The sequence below is a fragment of the Streptomyces sp. NPDC001135 genome, from assembly GCF_053598395.1.
In genome coordinates this window covers 220,688-235,191 of the sequence record NZ_JBSFKD010000005.1, presented here as the reverse complement: position 1 = coordinate 235,191, position 14,504 = coordinate 220,688, and the positions used below count along the sequence as shown (strand labels likewise).

General features: G+C 75.1%; 11 protein-coding genes and 3 pseudogenes. 12 read left to right on the top strand and 2 right to left on the bottom strand.

Annotated features, from left to right (window positions below):
* Positions 1 to 126 precede the first annotated feature (126 nt).
* Entirely contained in the window at positions 127 to 1,713 is a 1,587-nt protein-coding gene (locus tag ACWC94_RS09620; RefSeq protein ID WP_450795921.1) for a Na+/H+ antiporter, read from the top strand.
* Between the two features lie 97 nt (positions 1,714 to 1,810).
* Here ACWC94_RS09620 and ACWC94_RS09615 read toward each other — a convergent pair whose 3' ends face one another.
* Positions 1,811 to 2,995 (bottom strand): site-2 protease family protein, encoded by a 1,185-nt coding sequence (locus ACWC94_RS09615; RefSeq protein WP_450795920.1) that lies wholly within the window; start codon positions 2,993 to 2,995, stop codon positions 1,811 to 1,813.
* A 235-nt stretch (positions 2,996 to 3,230) separates the two neighbouring features.
* Here ACWC94_RS09615 and ACWC94_RS09610 point away from each other — a divergent pair, with 235 nt between their 5' ends.
* From ACWC94_RS09610 to ACWC94_RS09585, 6 genes and pseudogenes are all read left to right on the top strand, one after another.
* Complete coding sequence (locus tag ACWC94_RS09610; protein WP_450795919.1) at positions 3,231 to 3,527, top strand: antibiotic biosynthesis monooxygenase; 297 nt, start codon at positions 3,231 to 3,233, stop codon at positions 3,525 to 3,527.
* A 621-nt stretch (positions 3,528 to 4,148) separates the two neighbouring features.
* On the top strand, positions 4,149 to 6,206 hold the full coding sequence (gene fusA / locus ACWC94_RS09605) for an elongation factor G (protein ID WP_450795918.1): 2,058 nt from the start codon (positions 4,149 to 4,151) through the stop codon (positions 6,204 to 6,206).
* 110 nt (positions 6,207 to 6,316) lie between these two features.
* Positions 6,317 to 6,567: pseudogene (locus tag ACWC94_RS09600) on the top strand (ABC transporter substrate-binding protein); the annotation flags it as partial.
* Between the two features lie 210 nt (positions 6,568 to 6,777).
* Positions 6,778 to 6,948, top strand: a pseudogene (locus ACWC94_RS09595) (ABC transporter permease subunit); the annotation flags it as partial.
* A gap of 172 nt (positions 6,949 to 7,120) precedes the next feature.
* Positions 7,121 to 7,738: a hypothetical protein gene (locus tag ACWC94_RS09590; protein WP_450795917.1), complete on the top strand. Its 618-nt coding sequence runs from the start codon at positions 7,121 to 7,123 to the stop codon at positions 7,736 to 7,738.
* A gap of 47 nt (positions 7,739 to 7,785) precedes the next feature.
* Positions 7,786 to 8,496 carry a YcnI family protein gene (locus tag ACWC94_RS09585; RefSeq protein WP_450795915.1) on the top strand — a complete coding sequence of 237 codons (711 nt, stop codon included), beginning with the start codon at positions 7,786 to 7,788 and terminating at the stop codon, positions 8,494 to 8,496.
* Between the two features lie 104 nt (positions 8,497 to 8,600).
* Here ACWC94_RS09585 and ACWC94_RS09580 read toward each other — a convergent pair whose 3' ends face one another.
* Positions 8,601 to 9,362, bottom strand: coding sequence for a CDP-alcohol phosphatidyltransferase family protein (locus ACWC94_RS09580; protein ID WP_450795913.1), 762 nt, complete (start codon positions 9,360 to 9,362; stop codon positions 8,601 to 8,603).
* A 107-nt stretch (positions 9,363 to 9,469) separates the two neighbouring features.
* Between ACWC94_RS09580 and ACWC94_RS09575 the strand changes: the two genes are divergently transcribed.
* From ACWC94_RS09575 to ACWC94_RS09555, 5 genes and pseudogenes are all read left to right on the top strand, one after another.
* The gene (locus tag ACWC94_RS09575) at positions 9,470 to 10,459 is read left to right on the top strand and encodes a dehydrogenase (RefSeq protein WP_450795912.1); all 990 of its coding nucleotides are present in this window, start codon (positions 9,470 to 9,472) and stop codon (positions 10,457 to 10,459) included.
* A gap of 111 nt (positions 10,460 to 10,570) precedes the next feature.
* Complete coding sequence (locus tag ACWC94_RS09570; protein WP_450795911.1) at positions 10,571 to 10,969, top strand: 6-pyruvoyl trahydropterin synthase family protein; 399 nt, start codon at positions 10,571 to 10,573, stop codon at positions 10,967 to 10,969.
* A complete protein-coding gene (locus ACWC94_RS09565; protein ID WP_450795910.1) occupies positions 10,966 to 12,147 on the top strand; it encodes a glycosyltransferase family 4 protein in 1,182 nt (393 codons plus the stop codon). Before ACWC94_RS09570 ends, ACWC94_RS09565 begins: the two co-directional genes overlap by 4 nt.
* The gene (locus ACWC94_RS09560) at positions 12,144 to 13,361 is read left to right on the top strand and encodes a class I SAM-dependent methyltransferase (RefSeq protein WP_450795909.1); all 1,218 of its coding nucleotides are present in this window, start codon (positions 12,144 to 12,146) and stop codon (positions 13,359 to 13,361) included. The genes ACWC94_RS09565 and ACWC94_RS09560 overlap by 4 nt, the downstream gene beginning before the upstream one ends.
* Positions 13,358 to 14,407 (top strand): annotated as a pseudogene (locus ACWC94_RS09555) (lysylphosphatidylglycerol synthase transmembrane domain-containing protein); the annotation flags it as partial. The gene ACWC94_RS09560 and the pseudogene ACWC94_RS09555, both read left to right, overlap by 4 nt.
* Positions 14,408 to 14,504: the final 97 nt, after the last annotated feature.

Here is a 14,504-nt window from a genome sequence, read left to right as displayed (position 1 = left end):
CGGACAAGGCGCCGGACACCGGACGGCCGTTGGTCCCCGTCGGCTGCGTCACCGCCGTACGTCGGTTACGTTGGTAAAGCACCTGGCCAGAGGGGGGCGCAAGCCGTAACCCACCGGGGACGCTCCATGACCGGCGTGATCGTCGTCCTGCTGCTGGTGGTCCTGGCCACCGCCGTGGCGACCGGTGCCCGGCGGTGGAGCCTGCCCGCCCCCTCGCTCCTCGTGGTCGCGGGCCTGGTCGTGGGGCTGATGCCCTGGGTTCCCGAGGTCCGCCTGCCGCCCCATGTGATCAACGTGCTGGTGCTGCCGCCGCTGCTCTACGCCTCGGCCGGGGAAATCTCCGTCCGTGACCTGCGCACCGTATGGCGGCCCGTGACCGGCCTGGTCTTCGGTCTGGTCCTCGCCTCGGCCCTCGCCGTCGGGTACGTGGCCCATGCGATCACGCCGCTCACCGCCGCGACCGCGTTCATCCTCGGCTCCGTCCTGGCCAGCACCGACCCCGTGGCCGTGACCGCGCTCGGCCGGCGCCTGTCCCTCCCACCGCGCGTGCAGGCCATGGTGCAGGCGGAAAGCCTGTTCAACGACGCGACCTCACTGGTCCTGTACAAGGTCGCCGTGGCCACCGTGGTGTCCGGCAGCGCCATCAGCGTGCCCGGCACCGCCCTGCAGTTCCTGATCCTTGCGGGCGGCGGAGCCCTCATCGGGGCGGCGCTCGCCGCGGTGGTGACCCTGATCCGCAGGCGGACCGACGACCCCATGCTGGAGACCGTCATCGCATTAGTCACTCCCTACGCCTCCTACGTCATCGCGGAGCAGTCGCACACTTCCGGCGTGACCGCCGTCATCGTGTCCGGGGTCGTCCTCGGCAGCACCGGCCACAAGCTCGGCGACGCCCCCGTCCGCCTGCAGGTACACGCCGTCTACGAGACCGTGACCTTCCTGCTGGAGAGTGTCGTCTTCGCCCTGATCGGACTCGAGCTCCCCTGGGCCGTCCGTCATCTCGCGCGCGACGAGCACGGCTGGCCGCTGTGGGTGCCGGTGATCGCCTTCACCCTGCTGGCGATCCGCCTGCTGTGGATCTTCCCGCTGTCCGGCCTGCTCCACCACCGGCACCGGGAGGGCGACAACCGCCTCTCCTGGCGGGTTCCGGCCGTCCTGTCCTGGGCGGGCACCCGAGGCGTCATGCCTCTGGCAGCCGCGCTCTCCATCCCCCTGGTCACCCACACAGGGGCGCCGCTGCCGCACCGGGCGCTCATTCTCACCCTCACCACCGGGACCGTCGCGCTCACTCTCGTCTTCCAGGGTTTCACCCTGGCCTCCGTCGTCCGCCGCTCCGGCATCGCTCTGGAACCGGAGCACACCGCCCGCGAGGAGGCCCGGACCCGCCGGCACATCGCCCACGCCGCTCTCGACGAGCTCAAACTGCTGGGTGATCTGGATCAGCTCGCCGATCTGGGTACCGCCGCCGAGGCCGCCCTGAAACAGGCCCGTCGTCATCTGGAAGCGCGCATCCACCAGGTCGAGGACGCGCACCACAGCGACCCGGACGCCCGCCCCGCCGACGCCTACCGCGAGGTACGCCGGACACTCATCGCCATCGAGGCGGCCGAGCTCCAGCGCCTCTACGAAGCGAACAAGATCAGCAACGCCACCCGGCGCCGGATCCAGCACGAACTCGACCTCGAAGAAGCCAGCCTCCGCCCCCGCGACTGAGTGACCTTCCGTTTGGCAGGTGGATGTGTCCTCGCCGCGTTTTCGCACGCCCCGGGCATCACCCCTGACCCACCACGCGAGCCGTCGCCTCCGTGCCTTACGCCGGCGCGTGTCCGTCCGGCCCGTCCGATCTATCCGGCTCATCTGGTCTGTCCGGCTCGTCCGGTGCGTGCGGGGCGGTGTGGCGGGACCGGTCGATGTCGTGCGCGGTGACGATCCCGAGCAGTCGCCCGTCGTCCATGACCAGCACGGGCAGGAGGCTGCCCTCGGTGCCGAGCCGCTCCAGGACGGCGGTCAGCAGCTCGTCCGGCGCGGCGAGCGCGCACCGGGACAGCGGGGTCGCCACGTCTCGTGCCCGCAGCGACGCACGCTGCCCGGACGGCACGGCGGCCAGCCGGCTCAGCTGTACGACGCCACTGAGCCGGCCCTCGAAGTCCAGCAGCGGCAGCGCCGAGTGCCGTGCCGGGGCCGCCACCTCGGCGAGGAAGCGGTCGACGGTCAGCCAGTCCGGCCCGGTGACGACCGGTGTGGTCATCGCCTGCCCGACCCGCAGGCCCCGCAGGGCCGTGACCAGCTCGGCCCACCGGCGTTCGGTCGCGGCGACGCCCGCGACGAAGACGCCGACGACGATCAGCCACAAGCCACCCGACAGGCCCCGGGCGAACACGAGCCACCCCAGGACGGCCAGTGCCATCCCGACGGCCTGGCCGCTGCGCCCCGCCGCCCGCTGGGCCCGCTCGCGATCCCCGGTACGCCACCACAGTGCGGCCTGCAGCAGCCGGCCTCCGTCCAGGGGCGCGGCGGGCAGGAGATTGAACACGCCCAGCACCAGGTTCGTGCCACCGAGCCAGCCCAGTACGGCGACAACGATCCGCGCGCCCGGCGCCGCCTGAGCCGCGGCCGCCGCCCCGAGCCCGATCCCGCCGAGCAACAGGCTGGCGAGCGGCCCGCTGACCGCGACCACGAAGGCCGCCCCCGCGGTCGGCGGCCGGTCCATCCGGGTGAATCCGCCGAGCGCCCACAGCGTCACGTCCCGCACACCGATCCCCGCTCGGCGAGCCGTCAGCGCATGCGCCGCCTCATGCACCACCAGGCTGACCAGCAACAGCACGGCGGTGGCCACGCCGGCCACCGCGTACACCACGGGTGCCAGGCCGGGCGCGTACCCGGGCAGGGTGCGGGCCGCCAGGCCGTACGCGAAGAACAGCATGATCAACGGCACGCTCCAGTGGGCCCGCAGCACCACTCCTCGCACACTCCCGAGCCGGATCGAACCCCGCATCGTCCTCACCGCCGACGACTCGTGCCCTGTGACCGCACGTGTCCTGCTTCCATCGTCCACCGTCGGCCCGGGCGGGGGAACGCCCGTGCCCGACACCGAACGCCCATGTCACAGGGGTCATGACACGGATGGGCGAGGCCGGGCCCGCCGCGCAGGCGCGGGCGGCGGCCCGCGCCTACGGTGGGCGGAGAGAACCCGGCGAGCCGACCGGACCGGCGCTGCGGAGGAGGCCGCGATGGAAGAGCACTACATCTGGGTGACCACACGCCGCATCCGGCCGGACACCCTGGAGGACTTCGAACAGGCGTGGCGCCCGGCCCCCGCCCCGCAGGGCCTTCGCCGTGCCTACGCCTACTGGTCCGAGGACGGACAGGAGATCACCGGGGTGTCCTTCTGGGACTCCCGGGAGGCGTGCGACGCCTGGAGGTCCTCCGAGCACGAGGCGCAACGGCGGGCCGCCATGGCTCCCTTCGTCGTCGAGGAGCGGGAAGGGTTCTACCGCGGCGGAGAACTGACCATCCCCCAGCGGTAGCCGGGACGGACCCCCGGCAGCAGCCGGACGGACCCCGGGCAGCAGCCGGACGGACCCCCGGCAGTAGCCGGGACGGCCCACAGCGGCAGCCGGGACGGACGCGGACCGGGCGCCGCGTTCCTGGAGCGGTACGCGGCCGTCCGGGGGACGGCGGGCGGACGGCACCGGTCGGTGTGCGGTCGCGCCGGCGCCGCTGCGTGCGGAGCAGGACCGGCCCCACGCCTGCGTCGCCGCCCCTGGGTGACGTACCGGCTACACCGCCGGCCGGCGGCGTAGCCGGAAAATCGCGTGCCCCGGCCGCGCCCCTCTCGTACTGTCATGCCGTACCGAGCGCCGCGACGACCTTCCGGCGGCGCCTGTCGACCGACACAGAGGGGAGCCCGGCCGTGCGCGCACGCACCGCTGTCCTCGCTCCCCGTTCCCGGTACGAGGTGATCCTCGTGTCCTCGTCCGGCCGGTGCCCGCTGCGCGGCCGGCACCGGACGCCCGTGACGCCCCGCTGACCCCCTGCCGAACCGGCCGACGCCGGCGGTCCGGGTGGTGGCGCTCCACAAGGACGCACGGGCAATCGCGCTGCCCTTTTCCCTGATCTTTCTCCGATCGTCAGAAAGGCCCCGGGCCGTGCGCACGAACCCCACCACCCTCGCCGCCGTCCGCAATCTCGGCATCCTCGCCCACGTCGACGCCGGCAAGACCACCGTCACCGAGCGGATCCTGTATGCGACGGGCACCACCCACAAGCGGGGCGAGGTGCACGACGGCACCACCGTCACCGACTTCGACCCGCAGGAACGCGACCGCGGCATCACCATCTTCGCCGCCGCGGTCAGCTGCGCCTGGGACGGGCACCGCGTCAACCTCATCGACACCCCCGGGCACGTCGACTTCGCCGACGAGGTCGAGCGTTCCCTCCGGGTCCTCGACGGGGCGGTCGCCGTGTTCGACGCCGTCGCCGGGGTCGAGCCGCAGAGCGAGTCGGTGTGGCGGCAGGCCGACCGGCACGGCGTGCCGAGGATCGCGTTCGTCAACAAGATGGACCGCGCGGGCGCCGATCTCGACCGGGCCGTCGAGTCCATCCGGCGGCGGCTGCATCCCGTGCCGCTCGTCGTCCAGGTGCCCATCGGCGCCGAGGACGCGTTCACCGGCGTGGTCGACCTGGTGCGGATGCGCTCGCTGGTCTGGGCCGACGGTACGGGCACGGCCGTGGCGGGCCCCGTGCCCGAGCCGCTGCGACAGGAGGCGCTACGGCGGCGCCGGGCGCTGGAGGAGACCGTGGCGGAGCTGCACCCGGCCGCCCTGGAGGAGTTCTGCGACCGGGAGACGCTGGACGCCGGCACCCTCGCCGCCGCCCTGCGCGACCTCACCCGCACGGGCGACGGCGTGGTCGTGCTGTGCGGCTCCGCCTACCGCAACCGCGGCATCGAACCGCTGCTGGACGCGGTCGTGGCGTATCTGCCCTCGCCGATGGACGTCCCCGCCGTACGCGGTGTCCACGAGGGCGCCGAGCAGCGGCGGGCCGCCGACCCCCGGGCGCCGTTCGCGGGCCTCGTGTTCAAGGTGAGCGCGAGCACCACCGGGCGGCTGGCGTACGTGCGCGTCTACGCCGGCACCATCGAGAAGGGAGACACCGTGTGGGACCCGGGCACCGGCCGCACGGAACGCGTCGCGCGCATCCTGCGCGTCATGGCCGACCGGCACGTCCAGCTGGAGAGGGCGGTCGCCGGTGACATCGTCGCGCTCGCCGGCGTGAAGGCGGCGCGGGCCGGCTCCACCCTGTGCGATCCCGGCGCACCGCTGCTGCTCGAGCCGCCCGTGGCCGCCGAACCCGTGGTGTCCGTGGCGGTCGAGGCCCGGCGCGCCACGGACACCGGGCGGCTGGTGGCGGCGCTGGCACGGCTGGCCGAGGAGGACCCCTCGCTGGTGGTGCGCACCGACGCCGAGACCGGGCAGACCGTGCTGTCCGGGATGGGGGAACTCCATCTGGAGGTCGCGGTGGAGAAGATCCGCCGCGACGGCGGCCCGGATCTCGGGGTGGGCCGGCCGCGGGTCGCCCACCGCGAGACGGTCCTGGAAGGGGTGACCGGGTTCGTGTACCGGCACGTCAAACAGGACGGCGGGGCCGGGCAGTTCGCCCATGTCGTGCTCGATGTGGAACCGCTCGGACCCGAACCCGGCGTCACCGGTTTCGAGTTCCGCTCGGCCGTGACCGGCGGGCGGGTGCCGCAGGAGTACGTGCGCGCGGTGGAGGCCGGCTGCCGGGACGCGCTCGCCGAGGGGCCGCTCGACGGGCACCCGGTGACCGGGCTGCGGGTCACCCTCACCGACGGCTCCACCCATGTGAAGGACTCGTCCGACGCGGCCTTCCGCAGCGCCGGCCGGTTCGGGCTCCGCGAGGCCCTGCGCGCCTGCACGGTCGCCCTGCTGGAACCGGTCGCCGAGGTCACGGTGACCGTGCCGGAGGACGCCGTGGGCTCGGTCCTCGGTGACCTGGCCGCCCGGCGCGGCAGGGTCGGCGGCTCGCACACCAGCGGCGGTGCGGCGGCGGTGACGGCGACCGTGCCGCTGGCCGAACTGTTCGGCTACGCCACCCGGTTGCGCAGCCGCACCCAGGGCCGGGGCACTTTCACGACCCGGCCCGCCGGCTACGCGCCGGCACCGCGACCGGTGCCGGTCCGGTAGCGGTCGCGGCGGGCCGCACCACGGACCGACGCGGTGCGTGGTGCGGGCCCCGCGGTCCCGCCCGGTGTGGGGGAGCGCGGGGCCCGGAGTCCGGCGCGGTGCGGGAGCGCTGCGACGGCGGCCACCACCTGGGCCGGCTGTGCGACAAGGACATCGACCTGGCCGCGGCCGCGGCCGAACGCACCGCCGGCACCGCCGGGCGGCAGGACGCGGCGATGCGCGCCGAGGCGGAGATCCTCGGCACCGACACCGTCGTGCCCCTGGTCCACCAACGTGTCCTCACCGGCGTCGGCACCTCCGTCAAGGGGGGCTCCTCGACCCCTACGAGCGCACCCTCGTCGGCACCGGCACCCGGCGCTGAACGATGCGCGGCATGCTGTGACGGGCCGCGCTCGCCGGGGCCCTCGTGTGCGGGACAGGGCTGCTGCCCCGGCCCGCGCCCACCTATCCCGCGCTCACCGTCCTCAAGGCCCGCGCCCAGGACCGCGACCCCGACCCCGAGGTACTCGCCGCCGTCCGCGGCAACTCGGGCTGGACGACGGTCCGTTGCCGCTGCTGCTCATGGCGGCCGGCCTCGCTCGGCTCCCTCGGCCTCGGCGCCCAGCCGTCGTCCCCCGAATGGGGCCACCTCCTCGCCGGGAACGAGGCCTACGCCGAGCGTGCCCCCTGGACGGTCCTCGCCGCCCTGGGCGCGCTCGCCGTGACGGCGACGGGCGCCCTACGGCGTCGGGCCGGTGACTGAGCACGGGTTCCGCGCCCCCGCGCCGGGCAGCCGTGCCTCCCGGCGCGGCGGCACGACCGGCCCGGCACGGGCCCGCACCCGGCGACGGCCATGAGGCCCCCTCGTGTCCCCCGGCCGCTGAACGGAGCACCCGTGCCCCACGTATCACCCAGCCATGGGAGGATCGCCCACCATGAGCACCATGAGCGCGTCCCCGGCGGTGAGAGGGCTGCGCGCCGTGGTGTTCGCGGCGGTGTGCGTGCTGCTCGCCGCCGCCGGGCACGGCCTTGCCATGGGCGCCCTGCCGCCGCTGTGGGCCGACGCCGCCGGTTTCCTCGCCGTGTCCGCCCTCGGCTGGATCCTCGGCGGCCGGGAGCGATCACTGCCCGGCATCGGCGCGGCCATGCTGCTCACCCAGGCCGGACTGCACCTCGGCTTCGACGCCGCCCGCCCCGGCTCCGGCACCGCGCGCACGGCCGCCATGCCGGGTCCCGCCATGGCCGCGATGCACATGCACGCCCCGGTGGCGGCGCACCCGCACCTCACCGGCCACGCCACCGCCGCCCACCTCCTCGCCGCGCTCGCCGCCTCCTGGTGGCTGCGGCGGGGTGAGGCCGCGCTGTGGTCGCTGCTGGGCCGGGCCGCCACACTCGTACCCGGCCTGTCCGCCTGGTGGCGCACAACCCCGCTGCCCGCCCCCGCCGGTGCCGCCCCGCGCGAGGTGGCCGCCCCCGAATCTCCCCGCCCGGCCCTGCTGCGGCACGCGGTCAGCCGGCGCGGACCCCCGGCCCCGGTCCCGTACTCGCTCTGACCCCGAACGACACACGTCACCCGTACGGAGACCGATTCACCATGCCCATGTCCGCTTCACGTCTTCGCGCCCGCCGCGCCGGCACCGTCGCCGCCGTCACCGCCGCCACGGTCCTGCTCGCCGCCGGTGCCGCCGGCGCGCACGTCACCGTCCACCCCGAGACCTACGCCAAGGGAGCCACGGACGGCGTACTGACCTTCCGCGTCCCGAACGAGGAGGACAGCGCCTCCACCACCAAGGTGCAGGTCTTCCTGCCCACCGACCACCCCGTCCTCGGCGTGCTCGTCCACCCGCAGGACGGCTGGACCGCCAAGGTCACCACCACCAAACTCAAGACGCCGGTCAAGACCGACGACGGCACCATCACCGAGGCCGCCTCCGAGATCACCTTCAGCGGCGGGAAGATCGGCGCCGGGCAGTACGAGGACTTCGACGTCGCCTTCGGTCAACTGCCCGACGACACCGGCCGGCTGGTGTTCAAGACCCTGCAGACCTACTCCGACGGCAAGGTCGCACGGTGGATCGAGGAGCCGTCCGGCGGACAGGAGCCCGACAACCCGGCCCCGGTGCTGAAGCTGACGGCCGGTGACGCGACCGCCGCGCCGGCGCCTGCCAAGACCGCCGCCGCCACCGCCGAGGCGGCCGGCACGAGCGACTCCACGGCCCGCGGGCTCGGCATCGCCGGTCTGGCCGTCGGCGTCCTCGGCCTCGCGGCCGCCGCGTTCGCGCTCGTACGCGGCCGGAACGCACGGCCGTAACCCGCACGGCCGTAACCCGCACGGTCGTCACCGTCGGGGAAGCACGGGGCAGGGCCCGGACCGGCAATCGGTCCGGGCCCTGCCCCGTACTCTCCTCACACCCCTCAGCGCGCCGCCAGCTTCAGCACCTTCACCTCGGCCGCCGGCTCCACGGGCGTCCGGGAGGTGCGCCACAGCCACCGCACGTCCCGGCCGAAGGACCACACCAGCGAGCCCAGCGCGAGCAGGACGACCGCGAGGTTCGCCAGATGGGGGAGCAGCCCGGCACCGGCCACGAGCAGGCACACCCCCTGGACCGCGGCTACGGTCTTGCGGGCGAGGGACGGCGGCAGCGGGGCGTTCAGCCAGGGGGCCAGCCGGGCGGCGGCGACGAAGGCGTACCGCATCGCGCCGATCAGCAGCACCCACGGGCCGAGTTGCGTGGACACGTACACGCTCAGCACCAGGATCAGGAACGCGTCGACCTCCATGTCGAAGCGCGCGCCGAGCGCGGTCGACGTTCCGGTGCGGCGGGCCACCTTGCCGTCGACGCCGTCCAGGAGCAGGGCGACCGCGGTCAGGCCGACCAGCAGGGTCACCGGCGGCGCGCTCTCGAAGGAGTCCGCGACCAGCGCGGTCACCCCGCCCACCAGGGTCGCCCGGCCGAGCGTGACCCGGTTCGCGGGGCCGAAGGTACGCAGCCGCGAGCGGTGCAGCGCCCGGGCCAGCACCGCCCAGGTGGCGAACGCGAACGCCAGCCCCGTCAGCCAGCCGGCCGGCCCCATGCCGATCGCCGTACCGAGCAGGGCGAGCAGCAGCAGCTGGACGCCCGCTCCCACAGCGGTCTCCTGCTGGAGCCTCGCGTCATACGTGTTGTTCAGGGCCACCGCACACCCTCCGGCCGAGTGACAGAGTCGATCAACGCCGCGTACTGTGCGCGGCCTGTGCACTTCTCGGTACGTGAACAACTTCCCTATCGTTCAGGAGGATGCCGATGAACCGCTCGGCCCGCGCGTTCTGGCTGCGCTCACCCGGCCACGGCGAGCTGCGCGACGTCACCCTCGCGGAGCCCGCCGCGGACGAGGTCCTGGTGCGCGCCCTGTACTCCGGGGTGAGCCGTGGCACGGAGACACTCGTCTTCCGCGGCGGGGTCCCGCACAGCCAGCACGCCGTGATGCGGGCGCCGTTCCAGGAGGGCGACTTCCCGGGACCGGTGAAGTACGGCTACCTCAGCGTCGGCGAGGTGGAGGAGGGCCCGGCGGAACTGGTCGGCCGTACGGTCTTCTGCCTCTACCCGCACCAGAGCCGCTACGTCGTCCCGGTCAGCGCCGTGACCGTCGTGCCAGAACGGGTGCCCGCCGCGCGGGCCGTGCTCGCCGGGACCGTGGAGACCGCCGTGAACGCCCTGTGGGACGCGGCGCCGCTGATCGGCGACCGGATCGCGGTGGTCGGCGGCGGCATGGTCGGCTGCGCGGTGACCGCGCTGCTTGCCCGCTTCCCCGGCGTACGGCTGCAACTCGTCGACGCCGACCCGGCCCGCGCCGAGACCGCCGAGGCGCTCGGCGTCGACTTCGCCACGCCCGAGGGTGCCCTCGGCGACTGCGACCTCGTCGTGCACGCCAGTGCCACCGAGGCCGGCCTCACCCGTGCCCTGCAACTCCTCGCCCCCGAGGGCACGGTCGTGGAACTGAGCTGGTACGGCGACCGGCGCGTCGCCCTGCCGCTCGGCGAGGCCTTCCACTCCCGCCGGCTCACCGTGCGCAGCAGCCAGGTCGGCACCGTCTCCCCGGCCGCCCGCCCCGGCCGCGGCTACGCCGACCGGATGGCCCTCGCCCTCGACCTGCTCGCCGACCCGGCACTGGACGCTCTCATCACCGGGGAGAGCGCCTTCGAGGAACTGCCGGACGTCCTGCCGAAGCTGGCCTCGGGCGAGATCCCCGCCCTGTGCCACCGGGTCCGCTACGCCGGAACCGGCCTGACCTGAGAAAAGAGTGGGAGAGGGCTGAACGCGGGGAAGCGGAGAGCCGTACTATCCGTCATCCCCCCACGGGTAAGGACGGGGGGACCAGACGCGCCGTACCTGGAGGGTCGTCCGTTGTTCAGCATCACCGTCCGCGATCACATCATGATCGCCCACAGCTTCCGCGGCGAGGTGTTCGGGCCCGCGCAGCGCCTGCACGGTGCCACGTTCCTCGTGGACGCCACCTTCCGCCGCGAGCAGCTGGACGAGGACAACATCGTGGTCGACATCGGCCTGGCCACGCGGGAACTGGGCGCCATCACCGCCGAGTTGAACTACCGCAACCTCGACGACGACCCCGAGTTCGCCGGCATCAACACCTCCACCGAGTTCCTCGCCAAGGTCATCGCCGACCGGCTCGCCGAACGCGTCCACAAGGGCGCCCTCGGCGAGGGCGCCAAGGGGCTCGCGGGCATCACCGTCACCCTGCACGAATCCCATGTCGCCTGGGCGCGTTACGAGCGTGGCCTGTGACGGACACGACCGCGGCGCCGGCGCGCCTGGCCTATGTGCCGGCGCAGCCCGGCGCCGCCGAGAAGGCCGGAATCACCCCCATGTCCCTGCGCACCGTGCACTTCGTCCTGCCGGGCGGCGTCGACGACCCGGCCGCGCCCAGCGGCGGCAACGCCTACGACCGCCGGGTCAGCCTGGACCTGCCCGGCTTCGGCTGGCAGGTCACCCCGCACACCGCGCCCGGCACCTGGCCGCGCCCCGACCGCACCTCCCGCGACGGCCTCGCCCGCACCCTGCGGGACCTGCCGGACGACGCGGTCGTCCTGCTGGACGGGCTCGTCGCCTGCGCCGTCCCGGAGATCGTCACCGCGCAGGCCGGCCGACTCCGCCTGGCGGTACTCGTCCACCTCCCGCTCGGCGACGAGACCGGTCTCGACCCGGCCGTCGCCGCCGACCTCGACGCCCGCGAACGCGCCGTGCTGCGCGCCGTGCCCGCCGTGATCGCGACCAGCGACTGGGCCGTGCGCCGGCTGGTCTCCCACCACGGCCTCGCCCCCTCACAGGTACACGTCGCCGCACCCGGCGCCGACATCGCGCCGCTCGCGCCCGGCACCGACGGCGTCTCGCGGCTGCTGTGCGTGGCTGCGGTCACCCCGCGCAAGGGTCAGCACCGGCTCGTGGAGGCGCTCGCGGCGGTACGGGACCTGCCGTGGACCTGCGAACTGGTCGGCGGGCTCGCCCACGACCCCGCGTACGTGGGCCGGTTGCGGGAGCAGATCGCCCGGTACGGCCTCGCCGACCGGCTGCACCTGACCGGCCCGCGCTCCGGCGCCGACCTCGACGCCACGTACGCCGCCGCCGACCTGATGGTCCTCACCTCCTACGCCGAGACCTACGGCATGGCGGTCACCGAGGCCCTGGCCCGAGGCATCCCGGTCCTCGCCACCGACGTGGGCGGCCTGCCGGAGGCGGTCGGCCGCGCCCCCGACGGCGGGGTGCCCGGCATCCTCGTCCCGCCGGAGGACCCCGCCGCGCTCGCCGCCGAACTGCGCGGCTGGTTCGGCGAGCCCGACGTACGCCGCCGCCTCAAGGCCGCCGCCCGTGGCCGCCGCGCCGCGCTCGACGGCTGGGCCACCACCGCCCGCAGCCTGGCCGGAGTCCTCTCCCGACTCCCCGAACCCCCGAGGAGGGCGGCATGACCGGCCCCCAGACCACGACGAACGGCATACCGTCGGTCCCGGCCCAGGCCGGGCCGAGGGAGGCGAGCGCGGGGCGTGACGCCCGGGGCGGGGCGGAGCCGGTGCTCGACGCCGGCCGCGCGCAGGTCCGTACCGCGGCCGCCGTGGCGCGTGCGCAGGAGTCCGGTACGAGGGGCACCGGCGGTGCCCGCGAAGTGGCGGAGGACACGGTGGACTTGAACGGCGAGGCTGTCACCTGGGGCGGGGAGGGCGCCGGGGACCTCGGCGGTGCGGCCGGTGACGCGCACGGCAGCGACGAGGCCGCGGTCGTCGCCGGGGCCGGGCCCGTGAAGCGTCCCGGTGAGCGGGCCACCGTGCGGCTGCGTGAGAGCGAGCCCGAGGAACCGCCCCGGTACGCGCCCGAATGGCTGCGGCTCAGGGAAGGGGCCGACGCGGCCGCCCGCGCGGAGGAACTGCTGGACCCGCTGCGGATCCGGCTGGCGAACCTGCCCGGTCGTACCGGCGCGGTGACCGTGCACGACCTGGGCTGCGGCACCGGCTCGATGGGCCGCTGGCTGGCGCCCCGCCTGGACGGCTCCCAGCACTGGGTCCTGCACGACCGCGACCCCTACCTGCTGCACTTCGCCGCAGTGGGCTCCCCGCGCTCCGCCGCCGACGGAAGCGGCGTCACCGTCGAGACCCGGCGCGGCGACGTGGCCCGGCTCACCCCGGACGCCCTGAGCGGTGCCTGTCTGGTCACCGCCTCCGCGCTGCTCGACGTCCTCACCCGCGAGGAGGTCGTCACCCTCGCCGACGCCTGCGTGGGGGCCGGCTGCCCCGCGCTGCTCACACTGTCGGTCGCCGGCCGCGTCGAACTCACCCCGGCCGACCCGCTGGACGCGGAGATCACCGAGGCGTTCAACGCCCATCAGCGGCGCGCCGGTCTGCTCGGCCCCGACGCGGTCACGGCGGCCTGCGAGGCGTTCGAGGAGCGCGGGGCCCGCGTACGGGTGCATCCGAGCCCGTGGCGGCTCGGCCCCGAGGAGTCGGCGCTGACCGCGCAGTGGCTGCGCGGCTGGGTCGGCGCCGCCGTGGAACAGCGGCCCGAGCTGCGCGACCGTGCCGAGCGCTATCTGCGGGACCGGCTCGCCGCCTGCGCCGCCGGTGAGTTGCGGGTCGTGGTGCAGCACAGCGACCTGCTGGCCCTGCCCCGGCCGACGGGCGGGGCGTCATGACCCCGCGGCCGGCTGCGGCGGCGGAGCCCCGGGTCACCGGGGCCGGCGCCCGCGCGCGCGTGACGCCCACCGGCCCGGCGCACGTGCGCGTGCGGAGCGCGCGGACGACACCCACCTGTGCACCGGGCACGGGAACGGCACGTGCGGGTGTGCCCGTGCGGGTTGCGGGCACGGACGCGACACCGGCAGCCGCGTCCGAGGCCCCGCGGACCCCCGCCTCCCGCCGTCCCGGACGGCACGCGCTGCGTACGCACTTCGGCAGCGTCGCCGGCGTCGTTCTCCTCGGCTTCCTGCTGTGGCGGCTGGGCACGGGGGCGCTCCTCGACGGGCTGCGGCGGATCGACACGGTGACGGTGCTGGCCGCGCTGGGCATCGGCGTGGTCACCACCGTGCTCAGTGCCTGGCGCTGGCAGTTGGTGGCCCGCGGCCTGCGCATCCGGCTGCCGCTGGGCCCCGCCGTCGCCGACTACTACCGGGCGCTGTTCCTGAACGCGGCGCTGCCCGGCGGGATCCTGGGCGATGTGCACCGGGCGGTCCGGCACGGACAGAGCGCCGGTGACCTGCGGCGCGGGGTGAAGGCCGTCGTACTGGAACGTGTCGCCGGGCAGATCGCGCTGGCCGTGTTCGCCGCGGCGGTGCTGCCCGCCCTGCCGTCCCCGGTCCGCGCCGAGGCCCGCGACTTCGCCCCGCTGGTGGCCCTCGCGGCGGCCGGCGCGCTCGCCGTGGGCCTCGCCGTCCGTATGAACCGCACCCCCTCGCGCCGGGCCGGGGCCCTGCGCACCGCCCTCGGCGAGGCACGCCGGGGCCTGCTCTCCCGCCGGGGCGGGCCGGGCATCGCCGTGTCCTCGGCCGCCGTCCTGGCCGGGCACCTGGCGATGTTCGTCGTGGCGGCCCGGGTCGCCGGCTGCGGCGCCCCCGTCGCGGTGCTGGTCCCGCTCGCGGTCCTCGCCCTGATCGCCATGGGCCTGCCGCTGAACGTCGGCGGCTTCGGACCCCGCGAGGGCGTGACGGCCTGGGCGTTCGGCGCCGCCGGACTCGGCGCGAGCACCGGTGTCGCCGTCGCCGTCGTGTACGGCGTGCTGAGCTTCGTGGCGAGTCTGCCCGGCGCCGTCGTCCTCGTCGCGCGCTGGTACGCCGGCCTGC

Excerpts from the sequence above, each read along its gene's own strand:
- ACWC94_RS09615 (WP_450795920.1), bottom strand. The coding sequence starts at position 2,995 with ATGCGGGGTTCGATCCGGCTCGGGAGTGTGCGAGGAGTGGTGCTGCGG.
- ACWC94_RS09575 (WP_450795912.1), top strand. The coding sequence starts at position 9,470 with ATGAACCGCTCGGCCCGCGCGTTCTGGCTGCGCTCACCCGGCCACGGC.
- ACWC94_RS09585 (WP_450795915.1), top strand. The coding sequence starts at position 7,786 with ATGTCCGCTTCACGTCTTCGCGCCCGCCGCGCCGGCACCGTCGCCGCC.
- ACWC94_RS09620 (WP_450795921.1), top strand. The coding sequence starts at position 127 with ATGACCGGCGTGATCGTCGTCCTGCTGCTGGTGGTCCTGGCCACCGCC.
- ACWC94_RS09590 (WP_450795917.1), top strand. The coding sequence starts at position 7,121 with ATGAGCACCATGAGCGCGTCCCCGGCGGTGAGAGGGCTGCGCGCCGTG.
- ACWC94_RS09610 (WP_450795919.1), top strand. The coding sequence starts at position 3,231 with ATGGAAGAGCACTACATCTGGGTGACCACACGCCGCATCCGGCCGGAC.
- ACWC94_RS09560 (WP_450795909.1), top strand. The coding sequence starts at position 12,144 with ATGACCGGCCCCCAGACCACGACGAACGGCATACCGTCGGTCCCGGCC.